The sequence below is a fragment of the Paenibacillus sp. FSL H7-0714 genome, assembly GCF_038003765.1.
In the GTDB taxonomy this organism is placed as follows: domain Bacteria; phylum Bacillota; class Bacilli; order Paenibacillales; family Paenibacillaceae; genus Paenibacillus_AQ.
Window position 1 is genome coordinate 4726911 of the sequence record NZ_JBBOPT010000001.1, and the last position, 19603, is coordinate 4746513.

Here is a 19603-nt window from a genome sequence, read left to right on the forward strand (position 1 = left end):
CATTTCACTCCTTATGAATGACTAGTTTATTTACATAGCGATAGAAGAATTGCGACGTTCCTCGAGTTCACGCATCATAACGGGTTGATCCTTGTCAAGACGATAGAACAACAGCAAAGTAATCATAATAATTTGGCCAATAATCGGTGCCCACAAATAGTTAAATGAAATCGCAGCTAATGCGGATTCTGACTGCGCCGTGGAGTTAGCTACATAACCACCCATCGACAATATCACCCCACCAAGTGCTCCACCGAGTCCCATCCCCACCTTAACCCCAAAACTAGCAGCTGAATAAAGTAGGCCTTGTGCCCGAACACCTGATTTCCACTCCCCATAATCAACCGTGTCGGCCATCATTGCAAAAATCAGACCTGCTCCTACTCCCATGCCAAGCCCGCTTATAAGAAGCCCTGCCAACAGCACCGGAACAGAAAGGGCATTCCCCCCAGTAATTGCAATAAGGTAGCCAATGATAGAAACCACTGATCCCATAATAATTGTGTTCCTTTTCCCAATTTTCTTCACTACAAAAGGAGCGATCACCATCGAAAATATCATCAACAATTGCATCGAATTCACGATAGGAATGAGTTCAGGCTTTTTCATATAATAGGTCATATAATAAATGCTGGTCTGTCCTTGTATCGATGTTGTGATCCACAGGAACAAACTCATCAGAAGCATGATCAACCAAGGTACATTGCCTTTGAGCGCTTTAACACCTTCTCGCATCGGAAGCGGTTTTTCATCAATGGCTTTTACGCGTTCTTTAGTGTTCGCAAACATGTTTAGAAACAGCAGCAGTGCAATGCTTGAGAACAAGATCATGGTGACCAGAAAACCCTTTGCTTGATCGCCACCACCAAAAGCTTTCACAAGCGGCATCGTTCCAGCACTAACTGTAACAACCCCAATTACGGCGAATATCATACGAACCGTATTGATCACTGTACGTTCATTAGAATTACTAGTCAGACTTGGCAGGATTGCAGACAGTGGTAGATTAATACCGGAATACATAATACCGAGCACGGTGTACGAAATGTATGCGTATACAAGTTTGCCCGTATCACCAAAATCCGGCGTCAAAAACATAAGTACTGCAGTCAAGCTGAAAGGAACAGCAAGCCAAAGAAAATAGGGTCTGCATTTCCCCCACTTTGTTTGCGTGCGGTCAATCATGACACCAATGAACGGCTCGACGATCGCGTCGATTACCCGTGCAACAAGAAATACCACAGCTACTGAACCAGGGTTCAGACCAAACACATCCGTATAGAAGTACATGAGGTAAAGTGTTGTCATCTGGAAAATCAGATTTGACGCGGTATCGCCTAGCCCATAACTAATTCGCTCTCTCCATGGCATTTGATTTTCATTCATACAACCATCTCCCCTGCGCCGCATTTTGTTAGCGCTTTCTTAATTGCATTGTACTGAAGCTGATTCTTTTAAACTGTCCGTATTTTAACGAAAATAGGGGGCATTTTTATCTTTTAACAGAGCGGTAGCGTTAGGCTGACTATTAGGATACAGATCAACCTTAAAGAGCTTACAGAACAGCAGCATACAAGTAATTGTAATAAATGCTCCAAATAATACATCCGTTGCAAAATGATCTCCCATAATGACGCGGCTAGTCGAGGTGCTGATTCCCCACACTACCGCACAGACAAGCATGATATTGCGCCATTTATTAGCGAAAGGCATAAACATCATCCACAGCATCATGGTCCAGCCATTGGCAGAGTGACCCGAAGGAAAGGATTTGTATGCTTCCGTTGTGACGCCGTTCTCTTGAATGCCTTGGGGGAGAAACCAGCTTGTAAATAGAGAATAATCGCCCTCCATATTACGAAAACGCATCCTTCCCCAAAAGATTTTGAGGACATTTACAAGCAGAATCTCCGCGAATACGATCACGATAGCTGCCCAAGCAGCACGATTATACTGTCTGAGCGTTTGAACAGCTATACGGTTCAATAGCCATTGACACAACGTTGCAAATAGTACGGTTATAATTAAACTGTTGATCATAACATGATCCCCATCCAGCCCATACCCACGAGTTAAAGTAATCGTTATAATACCAAATCCACTAAGTAGGATGAATAATCCGGACACCAGACGGACCATAATCTTCTTTATCAACCGTTCATTTCTAACCGTACTAAATAGAATACTCCCAGCTGCGAATAACACTAGAAAAGCTGGATGTTCTCCATATACCTCAAAAAACCAACCAAACCGCGATTCATGTTCGTTATACAGAGCTTTGGATAGATTCAGATCATTAAACGTAAAGATCGTCATTAACATGACCCATACTATAAGAAATCCCCATATAAAACGTTTTGTCCCTTTTGTCGTCATCTCCTCATCCCCTTTATACTCATTTAGGAAACGCTTACATTTGAGATTATAAAGCTCCATTCATGAATTCGGATAGGCGAATAATAACTTAAACTAGGGTAGATTTTAACCCTCCTCTTATGTGAAAAAGTGATCAATAAATCAAAAGGATCGTTTATCTACAATAAGCAAAAAAGCCTAATCCCTTGTGCACGCGACAGGAGATTAGGCTTTATGGTACAAACGATTAGAAAAGGAAATAAACTAACACCACACCTTCAACTAACAAAATCAGTGAAACGATATGTTGTTTCGTATGCTTTAAAAATTTCCAATCAATAAATGACTGAAATCCTAGGGAAATAATTATGAATACAATCCAAAACCACTTCATTCCCATCCCCTGTACGCCATCAGCTATCATTATGACAATTACCGAAATTAATCCAATAAGTCCAAGTATTAATTTACCTTTTATATTTAGCTCATTACCGTCGTCAGAAAGTTTTTCTTTATCCGGGCCAACAATCCATATCCTTAGAAAAAAACCAGAAAAAGCAATAATTAATAATAAAAATGGAATAATCAATCCTGTTGCCTCCTTCTAAGAAGTTATTCATATTTATTTCTTATCATTAGTTCTTTGATTTCTCTTAACTCATTTAATAATTCTTTTGATATTTGCGTACTTCTAGAGTTATCGATGCCTAATTTAATCACGAATACTCCAAGCAAAAAATAGATGACTAGCATTACGATAATACTCAACTTATCTCCACTCCCCTCTTTATCGTTTGATTCTTAAAAGATGTAGTTAGTGATAGCGTAATTATCCCTATGATACCATAATAAGGGTGTTTGATTAACGCATGAGAACTTGTTGCTAACTTGACAAAAGATCTGCATTTTCGATAGTATAGATAATATCTCGATTATCAAGATATTCGATTTGCGAGGGTATTTTGAAACCTGAACAATTTAAACTGAAAAGAGGGACCACAATGGCAGTACTTATTCTATACGCTACAAAATCAGGGGCAACAGAGCAATGCGCAAAGGTATTATCAGAAGAACTTCCTCAGAGTAAGATCTGTAATATTGAAATAGAGAAGCCAAGTCTTGAGGCATTTGATAGCATTATTTTAGGTGCTGGAGTAAGAGACGAGAAAATATATAAAGCGATTCGTGATTTTATCAAAAAAAATAAAGATGAGTTACTAAATAAGAAGATGGGCTACTATATTTGTAACGAAAAACCAAAGACTACGGAGGAATTAATTGAGAAGAATTTTCCGGATGATCTAAAGAAAGCTGCGGTTTGCATCGAATCCTTTGGCGGTTATAAAGCCTATAAGGCTCCCAAAGAAGGTACTGATCAGCTCAAGGGGATTTTTGTAGATAAAATAAAAGAGTTTTCTAAGAATTTTAAATAGGGAATATAGAATTTTCTAATAAAAATCCTGTTATCCAGATATATTATCTGGATAACAGGATCTTTTTTAATAAAATATAATTGAATGGTTTATTACTACTTGATTGTCAATTCAAACTTCGCACCCACATCGCTTACAAATACAATTTTCCCGTTACTCGGAAGTTTAACTTGCGTAAGACCACTGACAGTAGAGAAATTGACACACACACCATTCGCATCATAAACAGCAAAGGAACCTTTAGGTGGTAGCCCTACTGTCATCAACTTGCCTGATGCTGTCTCAGGTACTTCATACCATCTCGCATATCCATCTGCTTGAATGGTTACCAATGATTGCGGGCCGGCATAGATAGGTTTAATGGCATCCTGCGTTATAAATAATTGGTTTCCAATCTTGAGATACTCCACGCCCTCTTTATTTTCAAAAACAATATCCGCAAGATCGCGCCCACCTAAAGTTGGAATTTGCACGGTCATTTCAGCTTTATTCGGCCCAGTTATTTTATTTGAGCCCATATAGCCCGGTGCATCAGGGAACATAGCAATTCCAGCTACTGGCATACTCATGTAAAATTGTGAGCTATACTTCTCGCTGACATCAAAATACAATTTCCCTTGACGCTGCTGCCAAGCTGACAAGACCTCATTGGATAAAGCGTTTGCCTCTAGCTTTTCAGCTGAATATTGAGAAAGAGCAGTCTCACCAAGCCCTGGAATGACCCCATACCCTTGAATCCAAAGGTAGGCACGTCCATTGCTTTCCTTCACAAAGCTGACTTTATTAGTACCCGTTGCATCTAAGAATTCACCGTTTGTATTATACGAAAATTTCTGACCTGGAAATGTAGGTGCCATAATCGAAGATACACTCAATTCCCCAGCTTTACTAATCTCTATCTTCATCAGTTGTGTAGAATCAGCATAGACACCAGCATAATCCAGCAATTCCTGCGGCATAACCTCTTTGTTCGAAGCTTTAAATGTAGGTGTAGGTTTTAATTCCTTGATAACTCCCTTTTCTTGTAGCGCACTGAGCAATATTTCGTTAGCAAGCATCTGATCGGTTGTGCTATCCCCACCAGAAGATACCACAGCTGCTGCCATCTGCTGATCAGGCAATACAACAAGTGAAGTATGATACAGAGTTGTATCCCCACCCTTTGTCAGAGCTTTGATCTCGTACTGATTGAATGGATATAAATTTACACTGTCCCAGCCCAATCCATACGCAAACGAATTATCTTTTCCTTTTGGCCACATTCCACGCTTGTACTCCTCTTGCTCCATCGCTTTTACTGATTTTTCTGATAGAAGTTCTTTCGATCCTCCAGTGAAAATAGTTGCAAATCGCACCAAATCTTCAGCCGTAGAATAGATGCCCCCTGTTCCAATCACGTTAATCGTCTCTTGGGGTAAAGCGGCAGGGTAGGTAGCATTGTATACACTTGCCAGCTGTCTAGAATCCACAGAATCTACTGGCGTTTTCGTATGCCCAAGCCCTAAAGGACCTGTAAAATTCTGATGGATGAATGTAGTGAAGTCCATTCCACTAACTTTCTCAACAATCAACTCCGCCAGCGTAAATCCATCATTACAATATACTGAGTAGGCTCCTGGATCTGCCTTTAGGCGTTGAGTTGTCAAAGTCGCTAGCAAATTATCTTTGGCGATAGAATCAGAATCATTGAATAAGAAAGAGTTTGATAAGTTCGAACCCCCAAGACCTGATGAATGATTCAGCAGCATTCGTACGGTGATTTGCTTATAGCGTGAATCTTCCATTGTAAAATTATTCAGATACGATACGACAGGTGCATCCAAATCTACCTTTCCTTGATCAACGAGCTTCATAATAGAAGCGGTCGTATACATTTTACTCGTCGAGCCAATTCCATACATCGTTGTAGTGCTTGGTGCTGTCTTGCTCTCCACATGGCTGTATCCAGCTGTGCCGCTCATAACGATATTATCGCCATCGATAAGAGCATATTGGAGACTTGTCGTTCCTATCTTTTCCGTTAAGAATGCTGCCTTCTCTGCTGCGACCTTCTGAGTGTTCACATATGTTTGCGTTTTGCTACTATCCGCTGCTAATGCATTCGTTGGAAGATAAACTACTAAAAGTAAAGATACCATCAACAGGGATATTATTTTCTTCTTCATACATTCCCTCCCGCTATGAATTTTCCATTCCTTTAAAGGGTAAATTATCCATATGAGAATGTAAAGGACGTTTATATCATTATCTAATCCATTAATTCTACTTTGTCTCCAATTCTGATTTCCCCTGTCTTAACTACAGAAGCGTACACTCCGAAGTGTAGTTCAAATTCTTGGTTTAGTTTTTTCAATAATTTAGGGTCTCTTTCCTGACTATCCGGGTCCATCGTGATAACCATACATCTCTCACAAAAACTATCTACCTGTAGCTGAACATCTCCTATGGAGAGCTGCCGCCCGATCCAATCCCCTTCGAAAAGAGATTCATCGCTTAGAGCTATAACAAAGTTCCCACGAAACCGGCGCTGATCTAAGGAATGTCCCCACGCAGCCTCTAGCTTCTTCAAACTAGCATCCGTAATGAGTAAAATACTGGCGCCATCCACCGATAACAATTGCGGGTGCTCTGGCTGTGGATGTGAAGCTTTTATACTAGACATGGTAATTCGCGTTTTAGTTTGGCTTTGGATTTCTTCCAATAAATGCTCATCCCACCCAAAGGTTCGTCCATCCGAAGCCCTTACATGAATTTCTCCATTGATAAATTGCGCTTGGTAGGTAAGCATTTTAGGATTATTTCTAGCCGTAAAATACCGCCACCAGCCCTCTTTTGACTCATCATAAAAGGCACAGAAGCGATCACCTAACATTCCATACGGTTCTATTACACAGGTTTCCAATCGTTCACCTGCAAATGACTTGACTGGATAGCGATTAATTTCTCTGATTTCACCAACGATTGATTCCACGGCACAACGCCTCCACTTTCTAAAAATACAACATATCCTTTAATTCTAACTGAAATCGTTTGACTCTTGCACCCTTATTTTCACAACAACACATAGCTATTTCGAACGATTCTCGATCACATAAAAATTTATATATTTTATTTGATTATATGTTTTATACTATGACTATTACATATAGTGGAAAGAATATGAGAGGTGAATAGCAGTGCGGTCCAATGAATTCCAAAGTTTTGATTTTGCTTTTACACATGCTGTAATTGGAATGGCTCTAGTTTCGTTAGATGGAACGTTCCTAAAATGGAATTCAGCCCTAAGTACCCTATTGGGATATGATCATAACGAGTTAATAACACCTTCACCATCCGTCCGAACCCTTCTAAGTCAGATCCATCAAATTGCTGAGCTTGGAAGGTCTCTTTCCTCTATGAACATCCATCCTCATCGATTCCAACAGGCCTACTACCTACCAACCGGACAGCTGTTATCAATAGAGATCTCCATATCTATCGTTTCGGGAGCTAATGGTGCACCCCTATATTATTTTACTCAATTTGAGAACAAGACCTTGATCAGGCATATAGAAACTCAGCTACAAGAAGCGGAAAGCAGTCTACTAGAAAAAGATAAATCATTCCTGCAACTCCTGGAGGGATTACCTCTGACCGTTGTTATTACAGCAAAAGGGATTATTCAGTATGTGAATTCAGCGGGCTTACAGTTAATCCATGCGGAGAGCCTGAATCAATTGGTGGGTACATCCACTACTAATATTGTAGACCTTACCAACCATGCAATCCTCCAAGAACGAAGGGAAAGGTATTACAGTGGTGACACGATTGGCTCTGTTTGCTACTTAATTAATTGCTTAAACGGTCAGCAGAAATTTGTGGATGGATTCACATTACCGATTATTTTCAATGGAAACATGGCATTTATCGGAATTTTTAAAGATGTCTCTCAGCAAATGCTGGAAGAAGAACGGCTAATCCAATCCGAGAAATTATCTACTGCAGGGCAATTAGCTGCTGGAATCGCGCATGAAATCAGAAATCCGCTTACCGCCATTAACGGCTTCATGAAGCTGCTTCGCTCTTCCGAGCGCATGAATGATAAATATTTTTTCATTATTGAGTCAGAATTGAAGCGCATCGAATTTATCGTTAACGAGCTGCTGGTCTTATCCAAGCCACAAACGACGCATATCAGTAAAGCAGTGGATTTATTATCTTTACTAGAACAAGTCACCACACTAATGAATGGACAAGCTGCACTGAAAAACCTTCAGATCCTCCCTGTCTGTACAGATCACTCCATTTGGATCCATGGTGAGGCTTATCAGCTGAAACAGGTATTTATTAATTTACTCAAAAATGCGATGGAAGCAATGAATAGTGGAGGAAACATATATATTCATGTGCTTACAAATGAAAGTGAAGCCCGAATCAGCGTGCAAGATGAAGGTTGCGGGATGACAGAGGAACAGATTAAAGCACTTGGTAAACCATTTTATACGACAAAAGAAACAGGAACAGGCCTTGGATTTATGATCACGCAGAATATTGTACATAATCATGGCGGAGCGATCAGTGTAGAAAGTGTTCCTGAGCAAGGCACTACATTTACGGTAACCATTCCAAAAATTTTAGAGCCAGAGGAAGCTGCGGTATAGCATATGAAGTGCCGCAATGAATGATCCTCATTCATACTAGTATCCATACCTTCGTAGTGAGGTTCCGCTTAACGGACCATATTGCACTTATTCCCTAATAACAAGCCCATTCCCGGGTAATTTGGGGAGAATAACGGTGCTGGCTCGTTTACCTTACCGGCGGCACATTGTATTCGGTTTTTCGCATACATTTGGCTCGTTAACGATACTGTCGGCACATTGTATTCGGTTTTTCGCATACATTCGGCTCGTTTACGTTACCGGCGGCACATTGTATTCGGTTTTTCGCATACATTTGGCTCGTTTATGTTACCGTCAGCACATTGTATTCGGTTTTTCGCATACATTCTGCTCGTTTACGTTACGGCGGCACATTGTATTCGGTTTTTCGCATACATTTGGCTCGTTAACGATACTGTCTTCACATTGTATTCGGTTTTTCGCATACATTCGGCTCGTTTACGTTACCGGCGGCACATTGTATTCGGTTTTTCGCATACATTTCTCCGCAGTCTCGAAATTTTATTAATTCTATTATAGTAAGCATATACGCCTTCGGCGTCCTTTAAGGCCGGTAAGCGTTATAAGCGAGAAAGATAAGGATAATGTATAACGAAAAAGAAGCTCCAGCAGTGGTCATAGCCCCGTCAAGTAGACAGTAAAAAAGAAGCCTTTTAAGCGGCGATCTGGTTCCGGTACTCTTCCGGAGACAGGTCGCCGAGTTTTTTCTGGAAGCGTTCCTTGTTGTAGTAAAGGATGTACTCCTTAACCAAATGTTCAGCATCTTCAAGATTCTTGGGTTTCTCCAAATACAATTTTTCGGTCTTAAGGTGAGAGAAGAATGACTCTATACAAGCATTGTCGTAGCAATTCCCCCGCCGGGAGTGGCTACCGACCAAACCCTTGTCCTCTAAAACCTGGGCATACGTCCGAGTAGTGTACTGAAAGCCCTGGTCTGAGTGCAGGAGAGCCTTTGAGTCTTGGAGAGATTTCACAGTATCTACCACTAGCTTCAAGTCATTACGGACAGAGATTCTCCAAGCCACAACCTCGTTGTTGTACAGATCCATCACTACAGATAAGTAGACAAACTCGTGGCCTGTACGGATATAGGTAATATCCGTGACTAGCTTTTGCTGAAGAGCGTGGGCTGTGAATTTCTGGTTGAGTACGTTTGGAAATAAGACAGAAGGCTTACGCCCGGCAAACGGGCGTTTCTTGCGAATCACTGATTGGATGCCTAGCTCTCTCATCAACCTGCGAACTTTCTTATGGTTTACGGGAAATCCCTCTTTACGAAGCGCTGTACGCATTCGCTTATAGCCATAGGCAGGACGTAGCCGATGAATGGCTAAGATATGTTCCTTAAGGTTCGTATCCTTCTCTTGGCGTGCTTCCCGCAGGTCAGAGGTCTTTTTCCATTTGTAGTATGCAGCCCGGGACAATTCAGCCAGTTTGCACAGCCAAACAATTGGGTATCGCTCGCTCATTTCTTGAATGGATTGGCACCGGGTATTTGTATCCAACTTCCCTCCCCATGTAGATTGGGATTGAGCTTTTTTAAGTATTCGACCTGTGCCTTCAAATACGCGATTTCTTCGTCTTTACTGTCAAAATGCTTCCTTCCACCTTTTCCGCGTCGGTCCTCAAAGGTCTCCCCACTTTTAAATTTACGTATCCACCTCACCAACTGAGCATCGCTCTTGATGTCGAGTTTTTCTAGAATTTGTGAATAGCTCATATGCTCCTCTAAGTGAAGTCGAACCGCCTCGTTCTTCAATTCTTCTGAATACTTCGTAAACGTCTGCCCCTTTTTAGCCATGAAAAATCCCCTCCGGTCGACTGTGTTAAACACATGATACCATGTGCTCTTTTTTCACTGTCAACCATGAGGGGATAATACCAGCAGCATTATGCTACTAGAGCTTCTTTCATTATGGATACAAGGGGTCAAAAAAGTGAAACAGGAATGAGCTTTCTTCCTCCCTTGACTAGGGTGGATTCTAACATATCCCCTTTAACGCCTCCGAAATAGAGCTGCCAGTACACACCAAAGCGAACGCTAACGTCATTCTTCACTAGCTCCGGTGGTGTTACAATCAGCCACTGAAATTTTAGAGCCTTAGAAATTTCAAATACGGGATCAAGCACGTTATTAGAAACCATTTCTCCAAAAGGATTGTCATATAAAAAGACCGTCCACCCTTTGTTCTCACGATTCACACGTTTATGTGTCATGATCATCATTGCTACCAGCAGCTGTACAGATTGGCGCTGTCCACCACTGCCGACAGCCTCATCCAGCGCACCCCGATTGATGATTTCCCAGTCGGAATAATGGTAGTCTTCCGGAGCGGCGTAGAGGAAGTAATTTTCCGTTACTGGTTTATATACCTGAAGAATCGGGAAGCGATTCTGAAGCGCCGCATAGACGATTCGTCCGTCATTAATAACCTCTTTGATTATAAGTGTTGGCACTTGTTCAATCTTTGGATATTTTGAGAGCAATTCATGGATACAACGATTGAAATAGTCGCTGACCATCGGCTCTACCTCATCGCTTGATCTCGGTATATTGATATTCTTATAATTCAGGCGTACTAGCGGGAAGGCATAATTATTCTCATTATGAATAATCATCCGACGTTCCATTCGCTTCATAATATCAATGATTTGTACTACACGATAAGAAGCACGGGCTACCCACATCTTGCGGGACAGATCCATATCCTCCTTATCGCTTTGAATGCTCTCAATCTGATCGCGTGAACTACGTAACATCGAATCTAGAACTTGCTGAGCAATAGCGAAGTTATCCCAATGAACCGTATTTAATCGATCTAGAATCTTGGTCTCCAGTTCAGAATTCCGTTCGTTTTTGGCAAGTTTTCCGGTTAATGAATTTTTCTCTTCCTTCACCTTTCTGGAAACCTCGTCCCGTCTAACTCGGCTATCCTTAATACGAAGAAGCCAGTCAGCAACCAGTGACTCACAGCCTTCTCTTACGCTCAGCATTAATTCTTCTGGCACAGTCCGTAGATTGACCCGATCCTCAATATGCGCATTCATGATCTTGATTTGATTGGATAACGTCTGAATAAACGCATCCATTCGTTCCAAAGATCGTTTACACTGGTTAAGCATGAGCTCATTCTCTTGGAAACGCTCCTGAATGTCCGCCTCTTTTTGCTCGAGTTGCTCATTCCAAATTTCCACGGCACGCTCATGTTTCTCTTTGATTCCTTTTTCTACCTTACGCAATTCCTTCTGCAAATTCTCCAATTCGGTCTGGCAACGGATGAAAGAATCGTGAACCATCTGATAGTCTTCTTCCAGTGAAGCAGTTTCCGACTTTTGACGGTTTCTTGCAGCCATAATGGATTCAGTAGATTCAGCAGGCTCTGTTACCTTCCGCCAATTCTCATCCACTTGATTCAGGCTGGCTTCAAGCTCCGTTAGATTTTCGCTCGCCGCTTTAATCTGGGCGGCTCTTGTTCGAATTTCAAGCTCATTCTCCGTCAGCGATTGCTGCAGACTTTCAACGGTACTGAGCTGCTGCAACAGAAGGTTCTGCTCTACGGGATCTATTGATGTGGGTTCCATATCATCCGAAAGCTGATGATATGTCGGAAATACAATTTCAGGGAACCAATGCTGCAGTCTAGGGAACAGAGCATACTTGGCATCACCCATCCATTTCTCACGCTCTCCGCCAAGGCTTACCATTTGCGCTTCAAGATGCTCGAGTTGCTGGTCCTTACTCGCAAGCTCTTTGCTCACTAGACTCTTACGATCTGTATACTTTTTCTTCTCCTTTTGATCCTGCTCATGTTTCTTCGAACGTTCAATCCAACCTTGCAACGCTGCTGCTCTCTGCTCATGCTCTGCACTAAGCGCTTTATTCTCGATAAGTTCCCGACCGATCCGAGCAAGCGTGCTATCGTTCTCATTAATCTCGTTGCTCAGACTGATAATGCTCTGCTGAAGTTCACTCTGCAGTTTCATAAGGGTATTGCGTTTGGCTGTAATCGTCACAGTGTTCTCTGTTTGATATAACCGCTCATATTCCTGACGCACAGATTTCAACTTCGATAAATAAGCCTCCGCGTCCTGAAGCACTTGTTCTTGCTCCTTAAGCTTTGCCTGAATACCGCTCTTAAAGTTTAAGAACCGATCTGGCTCCAGTACCATTTGTGGGCCTTGGTTAGCTAGAAGCTTAAAAGATACTGGATCTGAAGCTACCATCTCTTCACGGATAAAGATTGGCACCGCTGATTTCAGCAGCGTGTCCTTCAGCAAATCCGGTTTGATTTTATCAGCTTCGCGCCGGGTAACAATCAGACTATAAGGAAGGAGTGGATGGCGCTCTAGTTCTTCCTCACGTTCAAGGTATGGACGATCATTTAAATAGGAACTGCCCGGTGTGGATTGAATCTTGAGCGAATCGAGTGTATCCTTGACCGCGAGAATATCTGAATTCGGCAGCCAGTAGGATTGATTCTGAAGTTCCACGTCCATAAGCTGATTGTAGTACTCTCGTCTGGAACGTTTTGTTTGCTGCTCCACTTCATCCATTTTTCGGATAAATCGTAGTTGAATCGTATCCTGCTCTTCAAAAAGGCCAGTAGCTCCCAAACGATTATGTTCATCAAACATTTCCAGTAGAACAACAATCTGTGACCATAATTGTGATTCTTTATAGGTCTGCGAATCAAGCAGTGCCCCGAGCTCGTCTACCTCTCGTTCATAAGAGCGATGCTTCTCGCTGAGTTCTGCGTGATTCTTATGCAGTGCCAGCTTTCGGTTCTCTGCCTCTTTATGCTGTTCGTCTAGCACTTCCATATCCAGAAGTATCGTTTTGGCAGCTGAAATCGTACGTTGAAGCGCCGCCACCGGAGCATGTGCAGCGTCCTGACCATGCTGAGCTGCGAATGTTCCGAGTTCTTCTGTATATTGACGGATAGATAGCGTCAATTCATTAATCTGGATATCCAGGCCTGCTAACTCCAACAGGAAGCTCTCCCGCTCCTTGCGCAGACCTTTTTCTTCAGTCGTCAGTGCTCGCTCAGCGTTTCCAAATCCTCTGATCGTTTGTTGCCAGAGGCTTGACACCACATCCCATTGTTTACGAAGCTTTTCTTTAGCCGTCTGAATGACCTCTTGACGTTCTTTCATCTCCAGAGATCCTTCGATCGCTTGAATTTCTTTCTGCCATTGCTCAATTTGTCGTGTGTGGAGCATACGTTTAGCTAAGAAATGAGCCACTTCAAGCTTTTTCTCCTGAGTCTTGGAATCGTCCAGCCGTCCACGTGCACGTCTCTGATCATCACTAAGCTTTTTGAACTCTTCCTGTTTCAGTTCCATTTCTTCCTTACTGCGCAAATACTTTAGATTGTCCGTCTCAAATCGCAATTGCTTCGCATCCTGATAACGACCAGCCAGTTCATTACCAACCTTACTTCGCTCTTCTTCCGCATTTCTCTGTTCTTCATGAATAACCGTATAGATCTGACGCCCACGAAGTTCAGTTTCTTGAACAACACTCTCTGCCTCTACTCCTAGCTTCACCAGCTCGTATAAAGGTGCAGCCATGCCAAGAAACTCTGTATAGACCTGTTCCCGCTGTTCAAGCATCGGTAGACGTTGAGCTACTGTCGCCGTGTCAATAAACATCCGCTGCAGCGTATTGTCTTCTTCTTTGGGTCCCTCATTTAGACTGGAGCCAATCTCAGGGATAATTAGCTTTTCGAATAAGTTATGGTTGGTAAAGGCGTCATTCTTTTTAAAATAACCTTTAATACCACCCTCTTCCCCATTGATCCGCCGCATATTGCGCCACTCGGCGATATGGATATCCCGGGTAGCCAGGAAATCATAATATCTTTTTAAATCCGAGCTATGGCTACCGAAAGGTACAATTTCTCCCCGCCGATCTCGTATAAATTGCTGGATCGTTTCAAAACTCGTAGGTTCAGCAGTCTCTTCATCGAAGAGTGGCAACGTCGAAAGGGTGAGTTCAGACGCATCGCCATAATCGGTAAGTGCGTATAGAAGGTAATCCACTTTAATATCCTGCTGATCCAGTGAGTTATGTGCCGTCATAGCAATACCAGTCGTCATATATTCATTACGCTCATTGTTGTCCAGATGCCATTCGATAGCTACATGAAAGGTGTAAGGTTTAAGTTGTTTTTTATGATTATGAAAAAATGCTTCCACCTGGTTCTCACTGTCTTTTCCCCATGGTGTTTTAGGCATTAATAACTGAAATATGGATTGCAGCAGTACGCCCTTCCCGCCTCCATTCATAAGCGTAATAAGCGTATTGCTTGGCCCCTCTTCGTTACAGAGGTCCAGAATCATATCATCATATTTCTTGAGCATTTTCTCATATTTAAGTCCTGTAATCCGTATGCGTTCAATCCGCGGCATTAATAGCACCGTCTTTCTCAGCTAAAGTTCGTCCGATAAGTTTCTTCAATTCCTGATACCGGTCAACATCATGATATAAATACCGCATTCTCTCATAAAGCTCTTCCCGTGGGAATATCCGCTTCTCTGACTCCGAGATGAACACGAGCTTCTCCTCTTCCAGGAGCTTCATGCCTTCATGAATCAGCCCAATTCGTGAGCCTGCGCCTCTTGTCAGAAGATCGCTCTCTTCCTGACTCTTAGTTTGCATATAGAGGTTAGTCCACACCTTCGACATCGCTTGGATATCCAAGCGCCACTGCTGACTAAACCGGCCTTCATCATCCATCTGCATCCATGCTTGGAAAAGTGAAGACACCTGATCGGATATCTGTATATAGGACATACTGTCCTGCCCGGACTTAAAGTAAGTCTCGTCCTGATCCATCTCGGCCAGAAACACAAGGATGATGATATTAATGATATGTAAATGAGTTTTGCGTTCAATTCGTGAGTATTTATTCTTCAACTGGGTAAAGTTGGTGGCGAACACTGACCCGAGTGGATTGACCAACAAATGGAGACGGTGTCCCGAATTCATCACTCGGCAGCCTGCCTCCTTGGCAACATATTGAAGCGCATCATATGTTCCTGCATCCTGCAGGCATTCCGCTGCCGCAGGATCATCGAGAGGGATTACTTTTTTACGAAGTAATTCAAAAAATAGCCGTGAAGCTTGCTGTACCTGTTCTAATGTATAACTCATGCTAGTAACCTCTCACCTCTCCACGATCGTAATAGTATATGGGCTCATGTCTAGACCAGACCAGCGTACCCTTAGGGCTGATTCTTGCGCAATGCTCGTCCGCAACAGCTTGCCGTGCAAGCTCTCCAGTTGAGGATCATCCGCTAGTACGTACCTGATTAGCAGCTGGCATTCATCAGATCCGTTGCTGTTCTCCGGAGCCTGTTCCTGTACTACAATCTCTGAATGAAAAAACTGCACCCACAGATCGACAGCATCTGGTGTGCGTGCCCATCTTGTTAATTCCTCCTCGGTAAAAGCTTCTGTAGTAAACGTAAAGCTCCCTCGCTGGGCTAGTGCACTGAACACAGGCTTCCACAGTTCAACGACTTCCGTCCATGGAATACCTTTAGGAATATATTGAGCATTCTCAGCATAGTGCTCATCTTCAAGTTCATCTATTACTATATCCGGGATAAAACCAACCTCTTGTTCCTCCCAAGCCCAAGGAAGTGGATAGACAAAATCCTGATTCGGAGCAAACAATCCGCCGAGCAGCAGTTCAAAGCTGTCACCGCTTGGCAGACCCTCTTCTTTAACCCATTCCTCCCATACATGCGTACGAAAATTAAAGCCGGCGGCTCCCCAGAATAGTTCAGGGAAGTTCAATCTTAAGTTGGTCTCCACCTCGAAAATATTCAAGACTATCTCAGCCAGCTCATCGTGTACACGCCTTGAGAGCTCGACTCGTTCAGAAAGAATACGGATCTCATTAAAGTCGATCACATCTTTCTCGTCATTGGCTAGCCGGGCCAGAGAACGATGAATATTATCAAAATGCTTGCGTTCTTCATCGAATTGCTGATGAATTTCTTCAAGTCTCTGATGCCGGGCCACTCCGAATTCACTAAAAATATGCTTCGGGTTACGGCGCAATGCATTCCGGTATTCCTGCTGCTCATGAGTCATCTTCCTAACCCGGGAGATAAGCTCATTCACATCCTGAAGCGCCCGAGTTACACGTCCATGCTTAATATGCATCTGAATCTCGAGCAGCTTGATGCTGATCTGGAACTCTTCAATAATCTCATGACTCATAAAAATAAGCTCCATGGCATATTCGGAGAGACGATAGATTGTTCTACCGCTCTCTTCCCAGCTACTGCGGGTCGCATCCTCATCCACCATGAAATACTTATATTTCTGCACAGACATTTGCCGAGCCGCATCATCATAATAATAGGATTCGAAATCCCCACCATTTCCGCTCCAGAGCAGGCCATCTACTAAACGTTCTACGGATTCGGTAGTCCCGAGATTCGCAATATTGAACCGTTCCAATGCAGTCCAAGCCAACGCTATTATATCTTCCTTGGATCTTCTCTCATTGGATTCTAGCTCCAAATAATAGACTTGCAACAAGATGCTTAAAGATACCATTTCTTTGTACGGTTGGATTTCGCCAAGGTTCATCCCAGCCCCCAGATTCCATAGGGGATTCAATCGTTTATTTCGTTCGCCAAAATCCGACCAATTCATCTTTCTGCCATCCTCACCAAATAAAAATAAAACCCGTATACATCCGTATAGGGTTCTGAAGTACGCGAATATATGTTTCTATTATATCAATTCATCGAAGGTTATGCTATTTATTGTTAAACAAAATAATAGATTCTATCCACGCATTTCTACTCTGCAGAATCTAGAGTACATGCCATGCAATACTGCTCTAATGTACTGTTGGGTAAGGGGATAACCTTAACTGTGCGGAACTGAAAATGCTCATAGATAGGTAGATTGCTTGGCGTCTGTGTCTCTAACGTGCATAATGCATTCTTCTCGCGGCACTCGGCGAGCAGCGGCATCATAATTTTTGATACATATCCTTGCCCACGGTAACGTTCTTGCACTACAAGCATATCCAAATGCATATACTTCTGATCTCCAAACATCGATAACCATAAGGAGCTCATACTGTTCAAAGTGGCTAACCCTCGAATAAATCCTCGCACACCAATGATTCGGCAAATCGGTAAACACTTGAGAACCGCAAGCCCAATTTGTTTCATATAGTTGACGTTCGAAATCAATGTCCCGCTCTGACGCTCCGAATGGAACACCAAGGCGACAGCTTCATAATTTGTTGACGTCGTTAGTAAATCCGAATAAGGATACAACATCTCAATATAACGATGAAAAAAAATGTTTAAAACGCGGAGTCTGGTTGTTTCATCAGGCAAAATATGCTGATACAATGGATCATCCTTTGCGAAGGCTTCTGCCAGAACGCTGGCGGCTTTCGGAATGCCCTGCCGATGAATTTTAATTAATGAACTACAAATAGTTCCACCTCATTTAGTTTACTTTCGCGATAGGCTCGGTTAGTGTACAAGCCATTCAAGAATATTATAACTGGTTCAGTCAAGTCCTCATTTAAGGGGATGAACTTAGATATGGCACGATGGTTCTATTGTCATTTCTTCATTGAATGAGATATGATTAAAAAGATTACAAAAATACTGGGAGGAAAAATGGAAGATATTATACTGTGGCTTAAATACTTGTTTCTAGGGTTTGTTCAAGGGGCAACTGAGCCAATCCCCGTTTCCTCGAGCGGCCATTTAATCATCGCGCAGAAATTGCTAGGCTTAAAACAGAATGGGCTATCATTTGAAATCCTAACAAATACGGCTTCTCTAATTGCGATTTGCTTTATTTTCCGCAAAGATATCGGAAGATTGATCACTGGATTCGTTCAATTTATTCTGACCCGCAAAGAGGAATATAAGTCAGATTTTATGTTCTCTTTGTACATTATCATTGGCACCATGCCTGCGGTTATCGTAGCCTTGTTCTTTAAGGACCAAATTGAGGAGATCTTCTCGTCAGTACACACCGTGTCCATCGCCTTGCTGGTAACCGGGGTTGCTTTATGGTTAATTCGTAATCTTCGCGGTCGTAAACAAGATGGGGATTTAAAAGCGAAGGATGCAGTCATAGTCGGACTTGCCCAAGCTGTAGCTCTTATTCCTGGAATAAGTCGCTCAGGCGCAACGGTCATCTCTTCCATTGCTGTGGGAATGAAGCAAGAAACTGCTTTACGCTTTTCTTTTATGCTGTATATTCCAATCAGTCTGGGCGGACTTGTTATGGGGGCATCTGATATTGCCAGTGACCCGAACCGAGCGCAACTAGCAATTCCATACTTAATTGCATTTATCACTACACTAATCGTTACGTATTTTTCTATGCGCTGGTTTATGGGGATTATGGCTAAAGGTAATTTGAAGTACTTCTCTTATTACTGCTTCTTGGCTGGGATACTACTCCTTATCTTCATGTAAGTACATGATTTCAAACAAAAGCCCTCATGACAATCTCTGGGATTACAGAGAGCATGAGGGCTTTTCATCCTATTTTAACAGGGATATTACTTCAACACTCGACCGAATCTTGCCGATCCTAGGGAAAATGGTTTTACACACATAGTCATGCTCTACTTTCGTAGAAGCAGTCATTGCATCTTCCACAAAAACTTGGTTGTAACCAAGCTGATAAGCTTCTCTAGCTGTCGTATCCACACCTATGGATGTAGAAATACCACACAAGACAATTGTATCTATACCACGACGCCGTAGCTGTAAATCAAGATCCGTTCCGAAGAATGCCCCCCACTGACGTTTAGATATCACATGTGCGTTTTTGAAGTCAGATAATTCAGGTACCAAGGTATCCCAACCTTCTGGAATGGCTCCTGCATTCATGTTCAGATCTGTTTGAGGTCTTAACATATCCTGTCCATCTAACGAGGATACTCTTACAAGTACCACAAATGCCCCCTTTTCCGTGAAGGCTTGAACTAAACTGCTGCCCTTCTGAACCACCTGCTCACCTGTATGTGGAGCCTTATTCGGCATGTTAACAATTCCATTTTGCAAGTCGATTACAACCAGCGCCGTTTTCTTTGCATCAATACATTCAGTTTCTGATCTCTTTAAGTCTTCCATTGTCTTCTCTCC

The 19603-nt window shown here is 42.5% G+C and carries 14 protein-coding genes; 3 read left to right on the forward strand and 11 right to left on the reverse strand.

The genetic code is table 11. The annotated features are described in order from the left end of the window. Positions 1-30: 30 nt before the first annotated feature. The 3 genes from NST34_RS21125 to NST34_RS21135 all read right to left on the reverse strand — a co-directional run bounded on the left by NST34_RS21125 (position 31) and on the right by NST34_RS21135 (position 2944). Positions 31-1386 (reverse strand): MFS transporter, encoded by a 1356-nt coding sequence (locus tag NST34_RS21125; protein ID WP_341128709.1) that lies wholly within the window; start codon positions 1384-1386, stop codon positions 31-33. Between the two features lie 84 nt (positions 1387-1470). Further along, entirely contained in the window at positions 1471-2376 is a 906-nt protein-coding gene (locus NST34_RS21130; RefSeq protein ID WP_076286556.1) for a phosphatase PAP2 family protein, read from the reverse strand. A 226-nt stretch (positions 2377-2602) separates the two neighbouring features. Further along, complete coding sequence (locus tag NST34_RS21135) at positions 2603-2944, reverse strand: DUF4181 domain-containing protein (protein ID WP_042189760.1); 342 nt, start codon at positions 2942-2944, stop codon at positions 2603-2605. A gap of 412 nt (positions 2945-3356) precedes the next feature. Between NST34_RS21135 and NST34_RS21140 the strand changes: the two genes are divergently transcribed. Then, a complete protein-coding gene (locus NST34_RS21140) occupies positions 3357-3788 on the forward strand; it encodes a flavodoxin domain-containing protein (RefSeq protein ID WP_340971244.1) in 432 nt (143 codons plus the stop codon). A 95-nt stretch (positions 3789-3883) separates the two neighbouring features. Here NST34_RS21140 and NST34_RS21145 read toward each other — a convergent pair whose 3' ends face one another. Together NST34_RS21145 and NST34_RS21150 are read right to left on the reverse strand one after the other, a co-directional pair. After that, entirely contained in the window at positions 3884-5953 is a 2070-nt protein-coding gene (locus NST34_RS21145; protein ID WP_341128710.1) for a serine hydrolase domain-containing protein, read from the reverse strand. A gap of 83 nt (positions 5954-6036) precedes the next feature. Next, positions 6037-6759 (reverse strand): MOSC domain-containing protein, encoded by a 723-nt coding sequence (locus NST34_RS21150; protein ID WP_076286559.1) that lies wholly within the window; start codon positions 6757-6759, stop codon positions 6037-6039. A gap of 205 nt (positions 6760-6964) precedes the next feature. On the opposite strand from NST34_RS21150, the gene NST34_RS21155 reads away from it, so the two are divergent. Beyond that, positions 6965-8428: an ATP-binding protein gene (locus NST34_RS21155; RefSeq protein WP_341128711.1), complete on the forward strand. Its 1464-nt coding sequence runs from the start codon at positions 6965-6967 to the stop codon at positions 8426-8428. Positions 8429-9102: 674 nt separating this feature from the next. Here the strand turns inward: NST34_RS21155 and NST34_RS21160 are convergent. The 5 genes from NST34_RS21160 to NST34_RS21180 all read right to left on the reverse strand — a co-directional run bounded on the left by NST34_RS21160 (position 9103) and on the right by NST34_RS21180 (position 17839). After that, positions 9103-10250, reverse strand: a protein-coding gene (locus NST34_RS21160) for an IS3 family transposase (RefSeq protein ID WP_445667654.1) whose coding sequence is annotated in 2 segments (ribosomal slippage) — positions 9103-9992 and positions 9992-10250 — 1149 coding nt in all. Because the reading frame shifts where the segments join, the coding sequence is not laid out codon by codon here. A 128-nt stretch (positions 10251-10378) separates the two neighbouring features. Next, positions 10379-14869 carry a hypothetical protein gene (locus NST34_RS21165; RefSeq protein WP_341128712.1) on the reverse strand — a complete coding sequence of 1497 codons (4491 nt, stop codon included), beginning with the start codon at positions 14867-14869 and terminating at the stop codon, positions 10379-10381. Continuing rightward, entirely contained in the window at positions 14847-15605 is a 759-nt protein-coding gene (locus tag NST34_RS21170) for a DUF6063 family protein (RefSeq protein ID WP_341128713.1), read from the reverse strand. The genes NST34_RS21165 and NST34_RS21170 overlap by 23 nt, the downstream gene beginning before the upstream one ends. A gap of 12 nt (positions 15606-15617) precedes the next feature. Further along, on the reverse strand, positions 15618-17123 hold the full coding sequence (locus NST34_RS21175; protein WP_076286631.1) for a hypothetical protein: 1506 nt from the start codon (positions 17121-17123) through the stop codon (positions 15618-15620). A 149-nt stretch (positions 17124-17272) separates the two neighbouring features. Then, entirely contained in the window at positions 17273-17839 is a 567-nt protein-coding gene (locus NST34_RS21180; protein ID WP_341060161.1) for a GNAT family N-acetyltransferase, read from the reverse strand. Between the two features lie 276 nt (positions 17840-18115). Here NST34_RS21180 and NST34_RS21185 point away from each other — a divergent pair, with 276 nt between their 5' ends. After that, positions 18116-18928, forward strand: coding sequence for an undecaprenyl-diphosphate phosphatase (locus NST34_RS21185; RefSeq protein ID WP_042189788.1), 813 nt, complete (start codon positions 18116-18118; stop codon positions 18926-18928). A gap of 69 nt (positions 18929-18997) precedes the next feature. Here the strand turns inward: NST34_RS21185 and NST34_RS21190 are convergent, their stop codons facing one another. Continuing rightward, positions 18998-19591, reverse strand: coding sequence for a hydrolase (locus tag NST34_RS21190; protein ID WP_341060160.1), 594 nt, complete (start codon positions 19589-19591; stop codon positions 18998-19000). Positions 19592-19603: the final 12 nt, after the last annotated feature.

Excerpts from the sequence above, each read along its gene's own strand:
- NST34_RS21185 (WP_042189788.1), top strand. The coding sequence starts at position 18,116 with ATGGAAGATATTATACTGTGGCTTAAATACTTGTTTCTAGGGTTTGTT.
- NST34_RS21175 (WP_076286631.1), bottom strand. The coding sequence starts at position 17,123 with ATGAATTGGTCGGATTTTGGCGAACGAAATAAACGATTGAATCCCCTA.
- NST34_RS21140 (WP_340971244.1), top strand. The coding sequence starts at position 3,357 with ATGGCAGTACTTATTCTATACGCTACAAAATCAGGGGCAACAGAGCAA.
- NST34_RS21145 (WP_341128710.1), bottom strand. The coding sequence starts at position 5,953 with ATGAAGAAGAAAATAATATCCCTGTTGATGGTATCTTTACTTTTAGTA.
- NST34_RS21170 (WP_341128713.1), bottom strand. The coding sequence starts at position 15,605 with ATGAGTTATACATTAGAACAGGTACAGCAAGCTTCACGGCTATTTTTT.
- NST34_RS21190 (WP_341060160.1), bottom strand. The coding sequence starts at position 19,591 with ATGGAAGACTTAAAGAGATCAGAAACTGAATGTATTGATGCAAAGAAA.
- NST34_RS21130 (WP_076286556.1), bottom strand. The coding sequence starts at position 2,376 with ATGACGACAAAAGGGACAAAACGTTTTATATGGGGATTTCTTATAGTA.
- NST34_RS21125 (WP_341128709.1), bottom strand. The coding sequence starts at position 1,386 with ATGAATGAAAATCAAATGCCATGGAGAGAGCGAATTAGTTATGGGCTA.